This window comes from Enterobacter kobei (assembly GCF_001729765.1).
In the GTDB taxonomy this organism is placed as follows: Bacteria; Pseudomonadota; Gammaproteobacteria; order Enterobacterales; family Enterobacteriaceae; genus Enterobacter; species Enterobacter kobei.
This window is the reverse complement of sequence record NZ_CP017181.1, coordinates 3,156,528-3,174,320: the sequence shown is the minus strand read 5'-3', so window position 1 is coordinate 3,174,320 and position 17,793 is coordinate 3,156,528. Positions and strand designations below refer to the sequence as shown.

Below are 17,793 nucleotides of genomic sequence, written 5' to 3'. Positions count from 1 at the left end.
ATAATGAAAACGCTGCTGATCATTGACTCCGGTCTCGGACAGGCTCGCGCCTATATGGCGAAGACCCTGCTGGGCGCGGCGGCACAAAAAGCACACCTGGACATCATTGATAACCCGGGTGATGCTGAACTGGCGATTGTTCTGGGTGATAAAATCCCTGCGGACAGTGCGCTGAACGGCAAAAAAGTGTGGCTGGGCGATATTAATCGCGCGGTGGCACATCCAGAACTGTTCCTGAGTGAAGCGAAAGGCCACGCGTCGGTTTACAGCGCACCTGTCGCGACAGCACCGACCGCGGCTGCGGCCACCGGGCCGAAACGCATTGTGGCGGTAACGGCGTGTCCAACCGGGGTAGCGCATACCTTTATGGCGGCTGAAGCCATTGAAACCGAAGCGAAAAAACGCGGCTGGTGGGTAAAAGTCGAAACCCGTGGATCCGTGGGTGCCGGTAACGCCATCACCCCGGAAGAAGTGGCGGAAGCCGATCTGGTGATTGTGGCGGCCGATATCGAAGTCGATCTGGCGAAGTTTGCCGGTAAGCCGATGTACCGCACCTCAACCGGCCTGGCGCTGAAAAAGACCGCTCAGGAATTTGATAAAGCGCTGGCGGAAGCCAAACCTTACCAGGCTACCGGTGCGGCTAAAACCGCCACCGAAGGGAAGAAAGAGTCTGCGGGGGCCTACCGTCACCTGCTGACGGGTGTGTCTTACATGCTGCCGATGGTGGTGGCGGGTGGTCTGTGTATCGCGCTCTCGTTTGCGTTTGGTATTACAGCATTTAAAGAAGAAGGTACGCTTGCGGCTGCGCTGATGCAGATCGGCGGGGGGGCAGCGTTCGCGCTGATGGTGCCGGTTCTGGCAGGCTTTATCGCTTTCTCCATCGCTGATCGTCCTGGTCTGACGCCGGGTCTTATCGGCGGTATGCTGGCCGTCAGCACCGGTTCCGGCTTTATCGGCGGTATCATTGCCGGCTTCCTGGCCGGTTACGTCGCGAAGCTGATCAGCTCGAAGCTGAAGCTGCCGCAGAGTATGGAAGCGCTGAAACCGATTCTCATCATCCCGCTGATTTCCAGCCTGGTGGTGGGTCTGGCGATGATTTACCTCATCGGTAAACCGGTAGCGGGCATCCTGACGGGTCTGACCCACTGGCTGCAAACCATGGGTACGGCGAACGCGGTTCTGCTGGGCGCAATCCTCGGCGGTATGATGTGTACCGATATGGGCGGTCCGGTGAACAAAGCGGCATACGCGTTTGGCGTTGGCCTGCTGAGTACCCAGACCTACGCGCCGATGGCGGCGATCATGGCGGCCGGTATGGTGCCACCTCTGGCGCTCGGCCTGGCGACCATTATCGCCCGTCGTAAGTTCGACAAAGCGCAGCAGGAAGGCGGTAAAGCGGCGCTGGTGCTGGGTCTGTGCTTCATCACCGAAGGTGCAATCCCGTTCGCGGCGCGTGATCCAATGCGTGTGCTGCCATGCTGTATCGTGGGCGGTGCGGTGACGGGGGCCATCTCCATGGCGATTGGCGCGAAGCTGATGGCACCACATGGTGGTCTGTTCGTCCTGCTGATCCCTGGCGCTATCACCCCGGTACTGGGTTACCTGCTGGCAATCATTGCCGGTACGCTGGTGGCGGGTCTCTCTTACGCGGTGCTGAAACGTCCGGAAGCGGAAGGGGTTGCAAAAGCAGCGTAAGCGATAAGCAACAAAAAAGCCGGGTGCGAAGCAACCCGGCTTTTTTTATGCCGCCTGTTCAGCGGTCTGCTGTGCCTTGAGCCACGCGATCTCTTCCGCCCAGATATCCGGATTGATGGTTTCCAGCACCATGGGGATACCGTCGAAACGGGCATCCTGCATAATAAAGCGAAATGCATCGTGACCAATATTGCCTTCGCCCAGGCTGTGGTGGCGGTCAACCCGGCTACCAAAGGCGCTTTTCGCATCGTTGAGGTGCATACCGCGCAGGTACTTGAAGCCCACGATGCGCTCAAACTCATCGAACGTGTTTTTCGTTGCCTCGGTTGTACGCAGATCGTAACCAGCCGCAAACGCGTGACAGGTATCAATGCACACGCCCACGCGGGATTTATCTTCCACGCCGTCGATGATCGCCGCCAGATGTTCGAACTTAAAACCGAGATTGCTGCCCTGACCGGCGGTGTTTTCGATCACCGCGGTCACGCCGTTGGTTTTCTCCAGGGTGATGTTGATGGACTCAGCAATACGCGCCAGACAGGCGTCTTCGTCGATCTGCATCAGATGGCTACCCGGATGGAAGTTCAGCAGCGTCAGCCCCAGCTGTTCACAGCGCTGCACTTCATCAAGGAACGCCTCGCGGGATTTATCCAGCGCTTCCTGAACCGGATGACCGAGGTTAATCAGATAGCTGTCGTGGGGAAGGATCTGGCCCGGCCCGTAGTGGTATTTTTCACAGGCGGCTTTGAAATCATCAATCACGTCGGTGGTGAGCGGTGCGGCGCGCCACTGGCGCTGATTTTTGGTGAACAGGGCGAAAGCGGTTGCCTCGATTTCGGCGGCGCGAATGGCGGCGTTTGCAAGGCCACCTGCAGCGCTGACGTGCGCTCCAACATATTTCATAAAAAGACTCCTGTTAACCCGAAACGCTTATCATAACGGGTTAACAGGAGAACGACGAGAGGGTTTATGCCATCAGGCTGTGTACGGCGAGGTTAATCGCGCCGCCGCCCACAATCAGCCAGATAAAGAGCACCAGCGCCATCAGCAGCGGTTTTGCGCCGGCTTTTTTCAGGGCGCTGACGTGCGTGGTCACACCCAGAGCCGCCATCGCCATGGCCAGCAGCACCGTATCCAGCGTCACCAGCATATCCACGACCGCTTTTGGCAGCAGGTGGAACGAGTTAAAGATAGCGACCACGATGAACAGGATCGCAAACCACGGAATGGTGATTTTGCTTTTCTCACTGCCACCTGCCGGAGCCAGTTGCTTAACCCGCGCGGCCAGGAAAATCAGGAACGGGGCCAGCATCATGACGCGCAGCATTTTGGCGATGACCGCGGCATTTTCCGCTTCCGGATTGATGGCGTGACCTGCTGCGACCACCTGTGCCACCTCGTGCATCGTCGAACCGATATAGATGCCGTAGGTTTCCGGGCTAAACCAGTGCGCCACCAGCGGATACATAGCCGGATAAAGGAAGATCGCCAGCGTACCGAAGATGACCACCGTCGCGACGGCCACCGTCACTTTACTGGCTTCAGCTTTAACGACCGGTTCCGTTGCCAGTACCGCTGCCGCACCGCAAATGCTGCTGCCTGCGCCAATTAACCAACTGGTCTGCTTGTCCAGGCCAAACACCTTCTGGCCGATAAAGCACGCCAGCATAAAGGTGCTCGAAAGGGTCAGGACATCAATGGCAATCCCGCTCACGCCGACATCCGCAATCTGCGAAAAGGTCAGGCGGAAACCGTAAAGAATAATGCCCAGACGTAATAAATGTTGTTTGGCGAAAATGACGCCCCCGTCGCAGGATTTCCAGATGTGCGGGTAGACGGTATTCCCGACCACCATGCCGAGCAAAATAGCCAGCGTTAAGGCACTAAACCCGGCACCGGCCACTGCCGGTATACTGCCGCCCCATAAGGCCACACCGGTGACGACGGCGCTGAGCGCGAGACCCGGCACGAAGTGCCAAACTGTACGATGATGTTGTAAGGTGAGTTCTGACATAACCTTCTCCTTTGTCTGGCTAAAGGTTAGGGCGATCTGGCTTAAAAATAAAATTGATTATATACTTATAATCAATCTATATAAGTGGTAAGTGACCATGCACATTACATTGCGTCAGCTGGAAGTGTTTGCCGAAGTGCTGAAGAGCGGCTCTACGACTCAGGCGTCACAAATGCTGGCGCTCTCTCAGTCTGCCGTTAGCGCGGCGTTGACCGATCTTGAAGGACAGTTAGGCGTTCAGCTTTTCGACAGGGTAGGGAAGCGTCTGGTGGTCAATGAGCATGGCCGCCTGCTTTACCCGCGCGCGCTGGCTCTGCTGGAGCAGGCTATCGAAATTGAACAGCTGTTCCGCGAAGACAACGGCGCGATCCGCGTTTTTGCCAGCAGTACCATCGGTAACTACATCCTGCCGGAAGTGATTGCCCGCTATCGCCGGGATTTTCCCTCGTTGCCGCTGGAGATGAGCGTGGGTAACAGCCAGGACGTCATCAACGCGGTGATCGATTTTCGCGTGGACATCGGTCTCATTGAAGGTCCGTGCCACAACGTCGATATCATCGCTGAGCCCTGGCTGGAAGACGAGCTGGTGGTGTTTGCCTCCCCGGCCTCTTCTTTATTACAGGGCGAGGTGACGCTGGAGCGCCTGGCGCAGGCTCAGTGGATCCTGCGCGAGCAGGGTTCCGGCACGCGTGAAATTGTCGATTACCTGCTGCTGTCTCATTTGCCGCATTTCCAGCTGGGAATGGAGCTGGGGAACTCGGAGGCGATTAAGCATGCGGTGCGTCATGGACTGGGTATCAGCTGCCTTTCCCGACGCGTGATTGCCGAACAGCTTGAGACGGGATCGCTGGTGGAAATTCCTGTTCCATTGCCGAAACTGGTGCGCACGCTGTGGTGCATCCATCATCGTCAGAAACACCTTTCCAGTTCGCTGCAGCGTTTTCTGCGCTATTGCGAGATGTGAAATTGCCCCTCATCCTGGCCCTCTCCCCAAAAGGGGGAGGGAAAAATGATGCTTTACTTATAATCCTGGCCGCGTCATGAAGCTCTCTTATAACTGAGTATTTCTGCCGGAAGGAACGCCGATCGTCTGCTACAATCGCGCCTCATTTATTGAATGGACAGCATTTTCACATGGTTTCAGAAACTAAAACCACAGAAGCGCCCACGCTACGTCGTGAACTCAAGGCGCGTCACCTGACGATGATCGCCATTGGCGGCTCCATCGGTACAGGTCTTTTCGTTGCCTCTGGCGCAACGATTTCGGCAGCTGGCCCGGGTGGGGCATTATTCTCTTATATCCTGATTGGCCTGATGGTCTACTTCCTGATGACCAGCCTGGGTGAACTGGCGGCATACATGCCGGTATCCGGTTCGTTTTCGACCTACGGACAAAAATACGTGGAAGAAGGCTTCGGCTTCGCGCTGGGCTGGAACTACTGGTACAACTGGGCTGTTACCATCGCCGTTGACCTCGTCGCCGCACAGCTGGTGATGACCTGGTGGTTCCCGGACACGCCGGGCTGGATCTGGAGCGCGTTGTTCCTGGTCGTCATTTTCCTGCTGAACTACATCTCCGTACGCGGGTTTGGTGAAGCGGAATACTGGTTCTCTTTGATCAAAGTGGCAACCGTCATCATCTTTATCGTCGTCGGTGTGGCGATGATCGTTGGTATTTTCAAAGGGGCAGAGCCTGCGGGCTGGAGCAACTGGACAATAGGCGATGCGCCGTTTGCCGGTGGGTTCTCGGCCATGATTGGCGTGGCGATGATTGTCGGCTTCTCTTTCCAGGGCACTGAGCTGATTGGCATTGCGGCCGGTGAATCTGAAAATCCGGAGAAGAACATTCCTCGCGCGGTGCGTCAGGTCTTCTGGCGTATCCTGCTGTTCTACGTGTTCGCGATCCTGATTATCAGCCTGATCATTCCGTATACCGATCCAAGCCTGTTGCGTAACGATGTGAAAGACATCAGCGTCAGCCCGTTCACTCTGGTCTTCCAGCACGCGGGACTGCTCTCTGCGGCGGCGGTAATGAATGCGGTGATCCTGACGGCAGTGCTGTCAGCGGGTAACTCCGGTATGTACGCGTCCACCCGTATGCTTTACACCCTGGCCTGCGACGGTAAAGCGCCGCGCATCTTCGCTAAACTGTCTCGCGGTGGTGTGCCACGTAACGCTCTGTACGCCACCACGGTGATTGCCGGTCTGTGCTTCCTGACCTCCATGTTCGGCAACCAGACGGTTTACCTGTGGCTGCTTAACACCTCCGGGATGACGGGCTTTATCGCCTGGCTGGGCATTGCCATCAGCCACTATCGCTTCCGTCGCGGTTACGTAATGCAAGGTCATGATCTGAACGACCTGCCGTATCGCTCAGGGTTCTTCCCGCTGGGGCCAATTTTCGCCTTCATTCTGTGTCTGATTATTACGCTGGGCCAGAACTATGAAGCGTTCCTCGCGGATACTATCGACTGGGGCGCCGTCACGGCAACCTACATTGGTATTCCGCTGTTCCTGATCATCTGGTTTGGTTACAAACTGACGAAAGGAACACACTTCGTTCGCTACAGTGAAATGGAATTCCCGGAACGATTTAAACAATAACCGCAATTCCTCTCTTTCAGCCCGCTCATTCGAGCGGGCTTTTTTATGGGGCGGTTAGAAGCTGTAAGTCATGCCCACGGTATAACGACGTCCATCAAGCACGGTGTCATACGTATCGTAATCAATTTGCTTATCGAGCACGTTATACACACCGGCAGTCACAAGCAGGTTTTTGTTCGCGTTGTAGCGCAGACCCACATCCACCTGGGTATAGGACGGTGTACCCTGGGACATTGATGTACGGCTCAGATACTCAGACGTTTTACCGCGCAGGTTCAGACGACTCCAGAAGCCGACGTCTGGTGTCGCCTGCCAGTCCAGGGTGGTATTGAACATATGTTTTGGCATTTTGTTCAACGGCTTACCGGAGAACTGGCCGCTCTTCTGCTCGGATTCCGTATAAGTGTAGTTGGCAGTCCAGTTCACATCGCGCGTGATTTTCCAGCCGAAGGTAGACTCCACGCCGCGCATGTTGGCTTTGTCCACGTTGACGCGGTCGCTCACGAAATCATAGCTGTGATCGCCAATCGTACAGGCGGGATCGGAACTGCTGTTACAGCGGCGAACTTCAGTAATTTTGTCTTTGAAGTCGGTATTGAACAGCGTCACACCGGCATTAAGATTGTCGTTATTATCCCAGAGCAGGGCGATCTCTTCACTCAGACTCTTCTCTGGTTTCAGGTCCGGGTTGCCAACGATGATACCGTCAAGACGGCCACCACCCGTTACCTGCCCCCAGCTGGCAGACGACTGACGCAGGTCCGGTGCACGGTAGCCCGCAGAAACCCCGCCTTTTAATGTCCACTGGTCGGCGAGGTGCCATACACCGTAACCACGTGGCGTCCAGTTAGTACCATAGTTTTGGTCTTTGTCCATGCGCAGGCCGCCGGTTAACGTAAAGCTTTCCGTCATTGCCCATTCATCTTCGGCAAACAGTGCCCAACTCCAGCGTGTCAGTTTGTTCAGGCCATCGGCAGCCTCCAGCTGATTGCCGTTGTCGCGCAGTTTCTCATAGCGATATTGCCCGCCGAGAGTCAGGGTATGATCGGCGAGGAAGATCTGGTTCTGGTTGTTGAAGGTGGTGTTGTACGAGCGCATTTCACGATCCGGGTTATTCGTCTCTTCCTGTTGGATATAGCTGGTGGTATTGAAGTCGTCGTAATAACCGCTGTGGGTTAATGAGTAGGTGGTATGTTCATAGCGGGTTTCGCTTTTGGTATTTGGTGTACAGGTCGTTCCACGGCAGGTTTCCGTCGCTTTCGACATCCCCGGCGTGCTGTTTCTGTCCTGAAGTTCACGGGTAAAGTCGAGGTCGAAATCATTTTGCTCGTCCGGCGTGAAATTCAACGTAATACCGCCGTTACGCATTTTCTGCTCGTTATACCCGTTCACAATCTTATCTTCTGCGCGGCGTGACAAAAGCCCCGTCACTTTTGCGCCAAGCAGCCCGTCAATCAGGGGACCTGAAGCGTAGGCGTTGGTCTGAAAGATATCACCGGAATCATTGTTTTCCTGGAAGGTTGCATCGCCATGCAACGAACCTGTCCAGGCTTTGGTGTTCGACACTTTTTTGGTAATGACGTTGATGACTCCACCCATTGCATCAGAGCCGTAAAGTGAGGACATCGGGCCACGGATAACCTCGATACGCTCAATGGACTCCAGCGGCGGCAGCCAGCCTTGTTCAATGCCCGAGTTGTCGCTGTTTGGGCGGGTACTGCGCGTACTCACGCGTTTGCCGTTCACCAGGAACAGCGTGTACTGCGACGCCATGCCGCGAATACTGATATCACTGCTGCTCCCGCCGCCAGTAACGACGACGCCCGGGACGTCTTTCAGGGCATCGGTGACATCACGGTAGGCTTTATCTTCAATCTGCTGTTTTGAAATCACCGAGATGGAGGCGGGGGCATTCTGGATTTTTTGTTCAAAACCCGTCGCAGTGACGACAACGGTGTCCTGATCGGCTGCGTGAACGAAGGAGGAAAGTGTGGCGGCGCCAATGGCAGCGGCCAGCAATTTAACGCGTGGTATTGTCATTTGTACATTCCATATAAAAAGAAAAAAACTCCATCGGGATAACCCTGAGAACTGTATGTATTTGTCTTGTAAGAACTCTTTGTGATGGAGAAGAGTCTGGAATTGTACAAAAGAATGTATAATTGTAAACACAAATGATAATTGAAATCATTTGTGTTTGATGTGTTGGCAAGAAAATAGCCTGGATTCAAGCGGATAGGATTATGTCAATAAGGGTAAAAGCCCGACAGGCGAGAGGCTATCGGGCAAATAGCGAAAATTACGCGAACAAATGCGCCGCGTGGAAGCGGAGATGATCCTCAATAAAGGAGGCCATAAAGTAATAGCTGTGGTCATATCCTGGCTGAATGCGCAGCGTGAGCGGCCAGTCCTTCTGGCGTGCCGCTTCAGCTAAAACGGCGGGCTGGAGTTGCCCGGCGAGGAACTGATCCGCATCGCCCTGATCGATAAGCATCGGGATCGCATTTGCTGAGTCGCTCGCCAGCATCAGCGCACAGCTGTCCCATTCCTGCCATTTCGTTTCATCTTTGCCCAGATAGTGGGTGAAGGCTTTTTGTCCCCACGGTACCTGCGTTGGGTTAACAATCGGCGCGAACGCAGAGACGCTGGTATATTTCCCGGGGTTTTTCAGCGCCATGATTAGCGCCCCGTGTCCGCCCATGGAATGTCCGCTGATGGCGCAGCGATCGTTTACCGCGAATTCGGCCTGAATCAGCGCAGGCAGCTCGTCACGGATGTAGTCATACATACGATAATGACTCGCCCACGGCTGCTCGGTCGCATTCAGGTAAAACCCGGCGCCTTTACCCTGGTCGTATCCTGCATCATCCGCCACATCGTCCCCACGGGGGCTGGTATCGGGCATCACCAGCGCGATACCCAGCTCGGCCGCAATACGCTGCGCACCGGCTTTGGTTGTGAAGTTTTCGTCGTTGCAGGTCAGGCCAGAAAGCCAGAACAGAACAGGCGGATTCTCTGCCGGAGGCAGGAAAATACTGAACGTCATGGCGCAGTTCAGCGTGGTGGAGTCGTGCCGCCAGCGCTGCTGTCGACCTTCAAAACAACGGTGCTCTTCGAGCAGTTCCATGCAAGGCTCCTTAATGAGAATAGCTATTCATTAGCATCATAATACAGCGTTTTCATTTACCTGTGAGCAACTTTCACTTTCGCGGAACGGCAAGATGCTGCATCATAAATTTACTTTTCTTTAACAATTGGAGCGGTCATGGCGCTGCGTATTGCGCTTAGTGGGTTTGTCGTTCTGGTGGTGGCGATGGGGATAGGGCGCTTTGCCTTTACGCCTCAGGTACCGCTGATGATTGCCGCCGGGCAACTCACGCTCACCAGCGCAGGCCTGGTGGCGGCGATGAATTATCTTGGCTATCTGGTGGGAGCATGGGATGCCATGCGCGCGCACCGCTTTGTTGAAACGCGGCTCTGGCTCGGCATTACGGGTGCGGTTGCATTGACGCTGCTCTCCGCGGCGGCGGATAACGCCGTCGTACATGGCCTGCTGCGCTTTGCGATCGGCTGCATGAGTGGCTGGTCAATGGTACTCATTGCCGCCTGGACCAACGAGCGGCTGGGGCAACTGGGTAAACCGGGGCTCAGTGCTGCGGTGTTCGCCGGCCCCGGCGCGGGTATCGCCCTGAGCGGCCTGCTCGCGGTCTATATTCAGGCGAAATCCCTTTCGGCCGGTGCGGCGTGGCAGATCTACGGCGTGCTGGCGCTCGTGTTGATTGCGCTGGTGGCACGCTATCTGCCGCGTACGGGCCAGCTTCATCGCCCGGGGACTGCGCCTGAGCCGTTGCGGCTGACCGCGGATTTAAAGCGCCTGGTCTGGAGCTACAGCCTGGCGGGATTTGGCTATATCCTTCCGGCGACCTTTTTATCGCAAATGGCCGCCGTGCGCTTTCCCGGCAGCCTGTTTGCCCAGTTTGTCTGGCCGATTTTTGGTCTCGCCGCTGTGGTGGGGATTGCGCTCAGCATTGCCTTGCGACATATCTCCACGGCTAACCGCAGGCTGGCTATCGTGCTGTGGCTTCAGGGCGCGGGTGTCCTGGCGGCCTGGCTGCTGCCGGGCATCGGCGGTTTGCTGACGGGCGGGCTGCTGGTAGGTGGGGGGTTCCTTTGCGCCGTGCAGCTCTCTCTTTTATACGGCCGAGAGCTGGCACCGAACCACACGCGTTATATGGCGGGACTGCTCACCACCGGGTATGCCATCGGGCAGTTGATTGGCCCGGTGACATCGGCGTTATCGACCTGGCTAACCCACCGGCTGGAGCCTGCGCTGGGGCTGGCGGGCGTCGCGTTGTTCATCGGCGGCGCGCTGGTCTGGAATCGTCACGCTGAAAGGCAACAGCAATTGCAATAATTATCGTCGTGAATACTGGATTATGTGCGTCGCCTCACGCACAATGAGCGCATACTTTTGCCACAACGAGGGCGAAAGACGCCACACCTGCAGGAGAAGAAAATGTCATCACTCAGTAAAGAAGCTGCCCTGGTCCATGAAGCCCTGCTTGCGCGCGGTCTCGAAACGCCATTGCGTCCGCCCGTTGAGGATATGGACAATGAAACCCGTAAAAGTCTGATTTCCGGGCATATGACCGAGATCATGCAACTGCTGAATCTCGATCTGAGCGATGACAGTCTGATGGAGACGCCTAAGCGCATCGCGAAAATGTACGTCGACGAAATTTTCTCTGGCCTGGATTACGCCAACTTCCCGAAAATTACCGTTATTGAAAATAAGATGAAGGTGGACGAGATGGTCACGGTACGTGATATCACGCTGACCAGCACCTGCGAACATCACTTCGTTACTATCGACGGTAAAGCGACCGTGGCTTACATTCCGAAAGATACGGTGATTGGTCTGTCGAAGATCAACCGTATTGTGCAGTTCTTCGCGCAGCGTCCTCAGGTTCAGGAACGTCTGACGCAGCAGATCCTGATTGCCCTGCAAACGCTGCTGGGCACCAATAACGTGGCGGTCTCCATCGATGCCGTTCACTACTGCGTGAAAGCCCGCGGCGTACGTGATGCGACCAGTGCAACCACCACCACTTCGCTGGGCGGTCTGTTTAAATCGAGCCAGAACACCCGCCAGGAGTTCCTGCGCGCCGTGCGTCACCACAACTAATCTCACAGGGCAGGGACCATGGAGCGAAACGTCACGCTCGATTTTGTTCGCGGCGTCGCCATACTGGGTATCCTGCTGCTGAATATTAGCGCCTTCGGTCTGCCGAAGGCCGCTTATCTCAATCCCGCCTGGTACGGCGATATCACCCGAAGCGATGCCTGGACCTGGGCAATCCTTGATCTGTTTGCCCAGGTTAAATTCCTCACGCTCTTTGCCCTGCTGTTTGGCGCAGGACTACAGCTTCTGCTTAAACGCGGCACCCGCTGGATCCAGTCGCGCTTAACCCTGCTGGTGATCCTCGGTTTTATCCACGGTCTGTTCTTCTGGGACGGCGATATTCTTCTCGCATATGGGTTAGTCGGGCTTATCTGCTGGCGTCTCATTCGTGATGCGCACAGCGTGAAAAGCCTGTTTAACACCGGCGTGATGCTCTACCTCATGGGGCTTGGGGTGCTGCTGCTGCTGGGGATGATCTCTGGCGAAGCGACCAACCGTTCTTGGATCCCGGATGCTGCAAACCTCCAGTACGAGCAGTTCTGGAAGCTAAAAGGCGGTACGGAAGCCATTAGCAACCGGACGGATATGCTGGGGGATAACCTTCTTGCGCTGGGGGCGCAATACGGCTGGCAGCTGGCAGGGATGATGCTGATGGGGGCGTCATTGATGCGCACCGGGTGGCTGAAAGGGGAGTTCAGCCTGCGTCATTATCGTCGCACCGGGGCGGGGCTGGTTCTGCTCGGCGTGCTGATAAACCTCCCGGCGGTGATGACACAGTGGCACATTCACTGGGATTATCGCTGGTGCGCTTTCCTGCTCCAGGTACCGCGTGAACTGAGCGCGCCATTCCAGACCATCGGCTACGCGGCGCTAATATATGGCTTCTGGCCGCAGCTTTCTCGCCTGTGGCTTGTCAGCGCAGTCGCCTGCGTCGGGCGCATGGCGTTAAGCAATTACCTCCTGCAAACGTTGATATGCACCACGATTTTCTATCGCTTTGGCCTGTTTATGAAATTCGACCGCCTCGGGCTGCTGGCGTTTGTTATTCCGATCTGGGCGGTTAATCTGGCGTTTTCCGTTATCTGGCTGCGTTATTTCCGTCAGGGGCCGCTGGAGTGGGTGTGGCGTCAGTTAACCGCACATGCTTCAGGGGTATCATTGAGTAATACATCCAGATAACGATCTGGATCACAATCATTAACAAAACGGATGTAAGCGTTTTCATGACTGTGAGCTTCTTCACGTAGTCCCTTTTCTCTCGCTGCCAAAATAGCCACCTTGCTAAACACAGGGGGTGTCTGTGAGTTGCTGCAATCCTTTGAAGGATGGTGAATATGATCACCATTCGTGATGTCGCCCGTCTGGCGGGCGTTTCTGTGGCTACCGTCTCCCGCGTGCTGAACAACAGTGCGCTGGTGAGCCCTGAAACCCGTGAAACCGTAATGAAAGCCGTGACCCAGCTCGGGTACCGGCCAAATGCCAACGCGCAGGCGCTTGCCACGCAGGTCAGCGATACCATCGGCGTGGTGGTGATGGATGTCTCAGACGCCTTTTTCGGTGCGCTGGTGAAAGCGGTCGATGTGGTTGCCCAGCAGCATCAAAAATATGTGCTGATTGGCAACAGCTATCATGAGGCGGAGAAAGAGCGTCATGCCATCGAAGTACTGATTCGCCAGCGCTGTAACGCCCTGATTGTTCACTCCAAAGCCTTAAGTGATGAAGAGCTTGCCGGGTTTATGGAACAGATACCGGGCATGGTGCTGATTAACCGGATTGTGCCGGGCTATGCCCACCGCTGTGTTGGGCTGGATAACGTCAGCGGCGCCATGATGGCCACCAAAATGCTTATCAATAACGGCCATCAGCGGATCGGTTATCTTGCCTCCAGCCATCAAATTGAAGATGACGCGTACCGGCGTGAGGGCTGGCAAAACGCCCTGAAAGAACACGGCATTACCGCATCAGAGAGCTGGATCGGCACTGGTACGCCTGACATGCAGGGCGGTGAGGCGGCAATGGTGGAGTTGTTGGGCCGCAATCTGCAGCTTTCTGCGGTGTTTGCGTATAACGACAGCATGGCAGCAGGCGCGTTGACGGCACTGAAAGATAACGGCATTGCGGTGCCGCAGCATTTGTCGTTGATTGGCTTTGACGACATTCCGATCGCCCGTTACACCGACCCGCAGCTGACCACGGTGCGCTATCCCATTGCTTCTATGGCAAAACTGGCTACTGAACTGGCGTTACAGGGAGCCGCAGGGCTGCTGGATCCTGGGGCGACCCATTGCTTCATGCCAACCCTGGTGCGTCGACATTCCGTCGCGTCGCGGCAAATTGTGGCTCCGATCACTAACTGATTACATGAGGTGATGTAACCGTTTTCAATCTGTGAGTAAATTCACAGTATCTTAACAAGGCGCTGACTATGATGTCAGCGTTTTAGCAGCTGAAACGCTATGTAACGGTGATTATTCACTTTAACAGTAGCCAATGTGCCGCAAACAACGAATAAAACGCATTTCTGGAGCGTTACCGACCACGGAAGAGAGAAATTTTATAAGTGAACGTCGGCTGTCAGTAACGTTTTATTAACATCTGCCTGCCGCTCGTTATTCACCAGAACTACCCTGCATAAAAAAAACCGGAGATACCATGAATAAGAAGGTGTTGACCCTGTCTGCTGTAATGGCAAGCATGCTTTTTGGTGCAGCAGCGCACGCTGCAGATACCCGTATTGGTGTGACGATTTATAAATACGACGACAACTTCATGTCTGTTGTACGTAAAGCTATCGAGAAAGATGCGAAAGCAGCGCCAGACGTACAGCTGCTGATGAATGACTCCCAGAATGACCAGTCCAAACAGAACGACCAGATCGACGTTCTTCTGGCGAAAGGCGTGAAAGCCCTGGCGATCAACCTGGTTGACCCGGCTGCAGCAGGCACGGTAATTGAAAAAGCGCGCGGCCAGAATGTGCCAATCGTCTTCTTCAACAAAGAACCTTCCCGTAAAGCGCTGGATAGCTATGACAAAGCGTATTACGTCGGTACTGACTCCAAAGAGTCCGGCATTATTCAGGGCGATCTGATCGCGAAACACTGGGCAGCGAACCCGAACTGGGACCTGAACAAAGACGGTCAGATCCAGTTCGTTCTGCTGAAAGGCGAACCTGGTCACCCGGATGCTGAAGCGCGTACGACTTACGTTATCAAAGAGCTGAATGATAAGGGCCTGAAAACCCAGCAGCTGGCATTAGATACCGCGATGTGGGATACCGCCCAGGCGAAAGATAAGATGGATGCCTGGCTGTCCGGCCCTAACGCGAACAAAATCGAAGTGGTTATTGCCAACAACGATGCGATGGCAATGGGTGCGGTAGAAGCGCTGAAAGCCCACAATAAATCGTCCATTCCGGTATTCGGTGTGGATGCCCTGCCAGAAGCGCTGGCGCTGGTTAAATCTGGCGCGATGGCCGGTACCGTTCTGAACGATGCCAATAACCAGGCGAAAGCCACCTTCGATCTGGCGAAAAACCTCGCTGACGGTAAAGGCGCGGCAGATGGCACCAGCTGGAAAATTGACAACAAAATCGTTCGCGTACCTTACGTGGGCGTAGACCAGTCCAACCTGGCTGAGTTTATCGGTAAATAAGTGAGTTAACCTGTCTCCACTGGGCGCAATTCGTTGCGCCCTTTTATAACGCGATATGCGAGGCCAACAAGGTATAATTATGGTCAGCACAACTACTCAGTCAACCGGTGAATACTTGTTGGAAATGAACGGTATTAACAAGTCATTTCCCGGTGTTAAGGCACTCGATAATGTTAATTTAAAAGTCCGTCCTCACTCTATTCATGCATTAATGGGGGAGAACGGTGCGGGTAAATCAACATTATTAAAATGTCTTTTTGGGATCTATCAAAAAGATTCTGGCAGCATTCTTTTTCAGGGGAAAGAGATCGATTTCCATTCAGCGAAAGAAGCACTGGAAAACGGTATCTCGATGGTTCACCAGGAATTAAACCTGGTACTGCAACGTTCCGTTATGGATAACATGTGGTTGGGGCGTTATCCAACCAAAGGTGTCTTTGTCGATCAGGACAAAATGTATCGTGACACCAAAGCGATTTTTGATGAGCTGGATATTGATATCGATCCGCGCGCTCGCGTGGGAACCTTATCCGTCTCACAAATGCAGATGATCGAAATTGCCAAAGCGTTCTCCTATGATGCGAAAATCGTCATCATGGACGAACCGACATCGTCATTAACGGAAAAAGAGGTTAATCACCTTTTTACCATTATTCGTAAGCTGAAAGAACGCGGCTGCGGCATTGTCTACATCTCTCACAAAATGGAAGAGATCTTCCAGCTGTGCGATGAGATTACCATCCTGCGCGACGGCCAGTGGATTGCCACGCAGCCGCTGGAAGGGCTGGATATGGACAAGATCATCGCCATGATGGTTGGCCGCTCCCTTAACCAGCGCTTCCCGGACAAAGAGAACAAGCCGGGTGAAGTGATTCTTGAAGTGCGCAATCTCACCTCGCTGCGTCAGCCGTCCATCCGCGATGTCTCCTTCGACCTGCACAAAGGCGAAATCCTGGGGATTGCCGGTCTGGTGGGGGCAAAGCGTACCGACATTGTGGAAACCTTGTTTGGTATCCGTGAGAAGGCCCAGGGCACCATTACGCTGCACGGAAAGAAAATTAACAACCACAATGCCAACGAAGCCATTAATAACGGTTTTGCGCTGGTAACGGAAGAACGTCGTTCGACGGGTATTTATGCTTATCTGGATATTAACTTTAACTCGTTAATTTCTAATATTCGTAATTACAAAAATAAAGTCGGACTGCTGGATAACTCCCGCATGAAGAGCGATACCCAGTGGGTGATTGACTCCATGCGCGTGAAAACGCCTGGCCACCGCACGCAAATTGGTTCGCTTTCGGGGGGTAACCAGCAAAAAGTCATTATCGGACGTTGGTTATTAACCCAGCCAGAAATTCTGATGCTGGATGAACCTACCCGTGGCATTGACGTCGGCGCGAAGTTTGAAATTTATCAGCTGATTGCCGAGCTGGCGAAAAAGAATAAAGGGATCATTATTATTTCTTCCGAAATGCCGGAACTGTTAGGGATCACAGACCGTATTCTGGTTATGAGCAATGGTCTCGTTGCCGGTATTGTTGACACCAAAACGACAACGCAAAACGAAATTTTGCGTCTTGCGTCTTTGCACCTTTAAGATCAGGGGCTCCTCATGAGTGCGTTAAATAAAAAAAGTTTTCTCACTTACCTGAAAGAAGGCGGAATTTACGTTGTTCTTTTAGTCCTGCTGGCCATTATCATTTTTCAGGACCCTACGTTCTTAAGTCTGCTGAACCTGAGTAACATTCTGACCCAGTCTTCCGTGCGTATTATCATTGCGCTGGGCGTGGCGGGCCTTATCGTCACCCAGGGTACTGACCTTTCTGCCGGTCGTCAGGTCGGCCTGGCGGCGGTTATTGCGGCCACCCTGCTGCAGTCGATGGAAAACGCCAACAAGGTCTTCCCGGAAATGGCGACCATGCCGATTTTCGTGGTGATCCTGATTGTCTGCGCCATCGGCGCGGTGATTGGCCTGATCAACGGTATCATCATCGCTTACCTGAACGTGACGCCATTTATCACCACGCTGGGTACGATGATCATCGTTTACGGTATCAACTCCCTCTACTACGACTTCGTGGGCGCGTCTCCTATCTCGGGCTTTGACAGCGGCTTCTCAACCTTTACGCAAGGGTTTATCGCGCTGGGCAGTTTCCGCCTGTCGTATATCACCTTCTATGCGCTGATCGCGGTGGCGTTCGTCTGGATCCTGTGGAACAAAACGCGCTTTGGTAAAAACATCTTTGCTATCGGCGGTAACCCGGAAGCGGCGAAAGTTTCCGGCGTCAACGTGGCCCTGAACCTGCTGATGATCTATGCCCTGTCCGGGGTGTTCTACGCCTTCGGTGGGATGCTGGAAGCGGGTCGTATCGGTTCTGCAACCAACAACCTCGGCTTTATGTACGAACTGGATGCGATTGCAGCCTGTGTGGTCGGCGGCGTCTCCTTCAGCGGCGGCGTGGGTACCGTACTCGGTGTGGTCACCGGTGTGATCATCTTCACCGTGATCAACTACGGCCTGACCTACATCGGCGTGAACCCGTACTGGCAGTACATCATTAAAGGCGCGATTATTATCTTCGCTGTTGCGCTGGATTCACTGAAGTACGCACGTAAGAAATAAGCTCAACAATGAAAAACCCGC

Annotated in this window: 14 protein-coding genes; 10 read left to right on the top strand and 4 right to left on the bottom strand. The window is 54.4% G+C overall.

The genetic code is table 11. From position 1 onward, the window contains the following. Window positions 1-3 precede the first annotated feature (3 nt). Window positions 4-1,695, top strand: coding sequence for a PTS fructose transporter subunit IIBC (gene fruA / locus BFV64_RS15235; RefSeq protein WP_069602246.1), 1,692 nt, complete (start codon window positions 4-6; stop codon window positions 1,693-1,695). Window positions 1,696-1,740: 45 nt separating this feature from the next. Here fruA and nfo read toward each other — a convergent pair whose 3' ends face one another. Next, on the bottom strand, window positions 1,741-2,598 hold the full coding sequence (nfo, locus tag BFV64_RS15230; RefSeq protein ID WP_014884574.1) for a deoxyribonuclease IV: 858 nt from the start codon (window positions 2,596-2,598) through the stop codon (window positions 1,741-1,743). Between the two features lie 64 nt (window positions 2,599-2,662). Beyond that, window positions 2,663-3,709: a YeiH family protein gene (locus BFV64_RS15225; RefSeq protein ID WP_014884573.1), complete on the bottom strand. Its 1,047-nt coding sequence runs from the start codon at window positions 3,707-3,709 to the stop codon at window positions 2,663-2,665. Window positions 3,710-3,806: 97 nt separating this feature from the next. Between BFV64_RS15225 and yieE the strand changes: the two genes are divergently transcribed. Next, on the top strand, window positions 3,807-4,673 hold the full coding sequence (yieE, locus tag BFV64_RS15220) for a DNA-binding transcriptional regulator YeiE (protein ID WP_014884572.1): 867 nt from the start codon (window positions 3,807-3,809) through the stop codon (window positions 4,671-4,673). A 170-nt stretch (window positions 4,674-4,843) separates the two neighbouring features. After that, window positions 4,844-6,313, top strand: a complete 1,470-nt coding sequence (lysP, locus tag BFV64_RS15215; protein ID WP_014884571.1) for a lysine-specific permease — start codon at window positions 4,844-4,846, stop codon at window positions 6,311-6,313. A 54-nt stretch (window positions 6,314-6,367) separates the two neighbouring features. Here the strand turns inward: lysP and BFV64_RS15210 are convergent, their stop codons facing one another. Continuing rightward, window positions 6,368-8,353 carry a ligand-gated channel protein gene (locus tag BFV64_RS15210; protein WP_047344814.1) on the bottom strand — a complete coding sequence of 662 codons (1,986 nt, stop codon included), beginning with the start codon at window positions 8,351-8,353 and terminating at the stop codon, window positions 6,368-6,370. 259 nt (window positions 8,354-8,612) lie between these two features. Then, a complete protein-coding gene (gene fghA / locus BFV64_RS15205) occupies window positions 8,613-9,440 on the bottom strand; it encodes an S-formylglutathione hydrolase (RefSeq protein WP_063614556.1) in 828 nt (275 codons plus the stop codon). A 138-nt stretch (window positions 9,441-9,578) separates the two neighbouring features. Between fghA and BFV64_RS15200 the strand changes: the two genes are divergently transcribed. From BFV64_RS15200 to mglC, 7 genes are all read left to right on the top strand, one after another. Next, window positions 9,579-10,727, top strand: coding sequence for a YbfB/YjiJ family MFS transporter (locus tag BFV64_RS15200; RefSeq protein ID WP_045134302.1), 1,149 nt, complete (start codon window positions 9,579-9,581; stop codon window positions 10,725-10,727). Between the two features lie 102 nt (window positions 10,728-10,829). Next, entirely contained in the window at window positions 10,830-11,498 is a 669-nt protein-coding gene (gene folE / locus BFV64_RS15195; RefSeq protein ID WP_014884567.1) for a GTP cyclohydrolase I FolE, read from the top strand. 18 nt (window positions 11,499-11,516) lie between these two features. Further along, window positions 11,517-12,674, top strand: a complete 1,158-nt coding sequence (gene yeiB / locus BFV64_RS15190; RefSeq protein ID WP_069602245.1) for a DUF418 domain-containing protein YeiB — start codon at window positions 11,517-11,519, stop codon at window positions 12,672-12,674. 155 nt (window positions 12,675-12,829) lie between these two features. Beyond that, window positions 12,830-13,852, top strand: coding sequence for an HTH-type transcriptional regulator GalS (galS, locus tag BFV64_RS15185; RefSeq protein WP_014884565.1), 1,023 nt, complete (start codon window positions 12,830-12,832; stop codon window positions 13,850-13,852). A gap of 295 nt (window positions 13,853-14,147) precedes the next feature. Then, on the top strand, window positions 14,148-15,146 hold the full coding sequence (gene mglB, locus BFV64_RS15180; RefSeq protein WP_014884564.1) for a galactose/glucose ABC transporter substrate-binding protein MglB: 999 nt from the start codon (window positions 14,148-14,150) through the stop codon (window positions 15,144-15,146). Window positions 15,147-15,225: 79 nt separating this feature from the next. Continuing rightward, window positions 15,226-16,746 (top strand): galactose/methyl galactoside ABC transporter ATP-binding protein MglA, encoded by a 1,521-nt coding sequence (gene mglA, locus BFV64_RS15175; RefSeq protein ID WP_014884563.1) that lies wholly within the window; start codon window positions 15,226-15,228, stop codon window positions 16,744-16,746. Window positions 16,747-16,761: 15 nt separating this feature from the next. Further along, window positions 16,762-17,772, top strand: coding sequence for a galactose/methyl galactoside ABC transporter permease MglC (gene mglC / locus BFV64_RS15170; RefSeq protein ID WP_013097952.1), 1,011 nt, complete (start codon window positions 16,762-16,764; stop codon window positions 17,770-17,772). Window positions 17,773-17,793 lie beyond the last annotated feature (21 nt).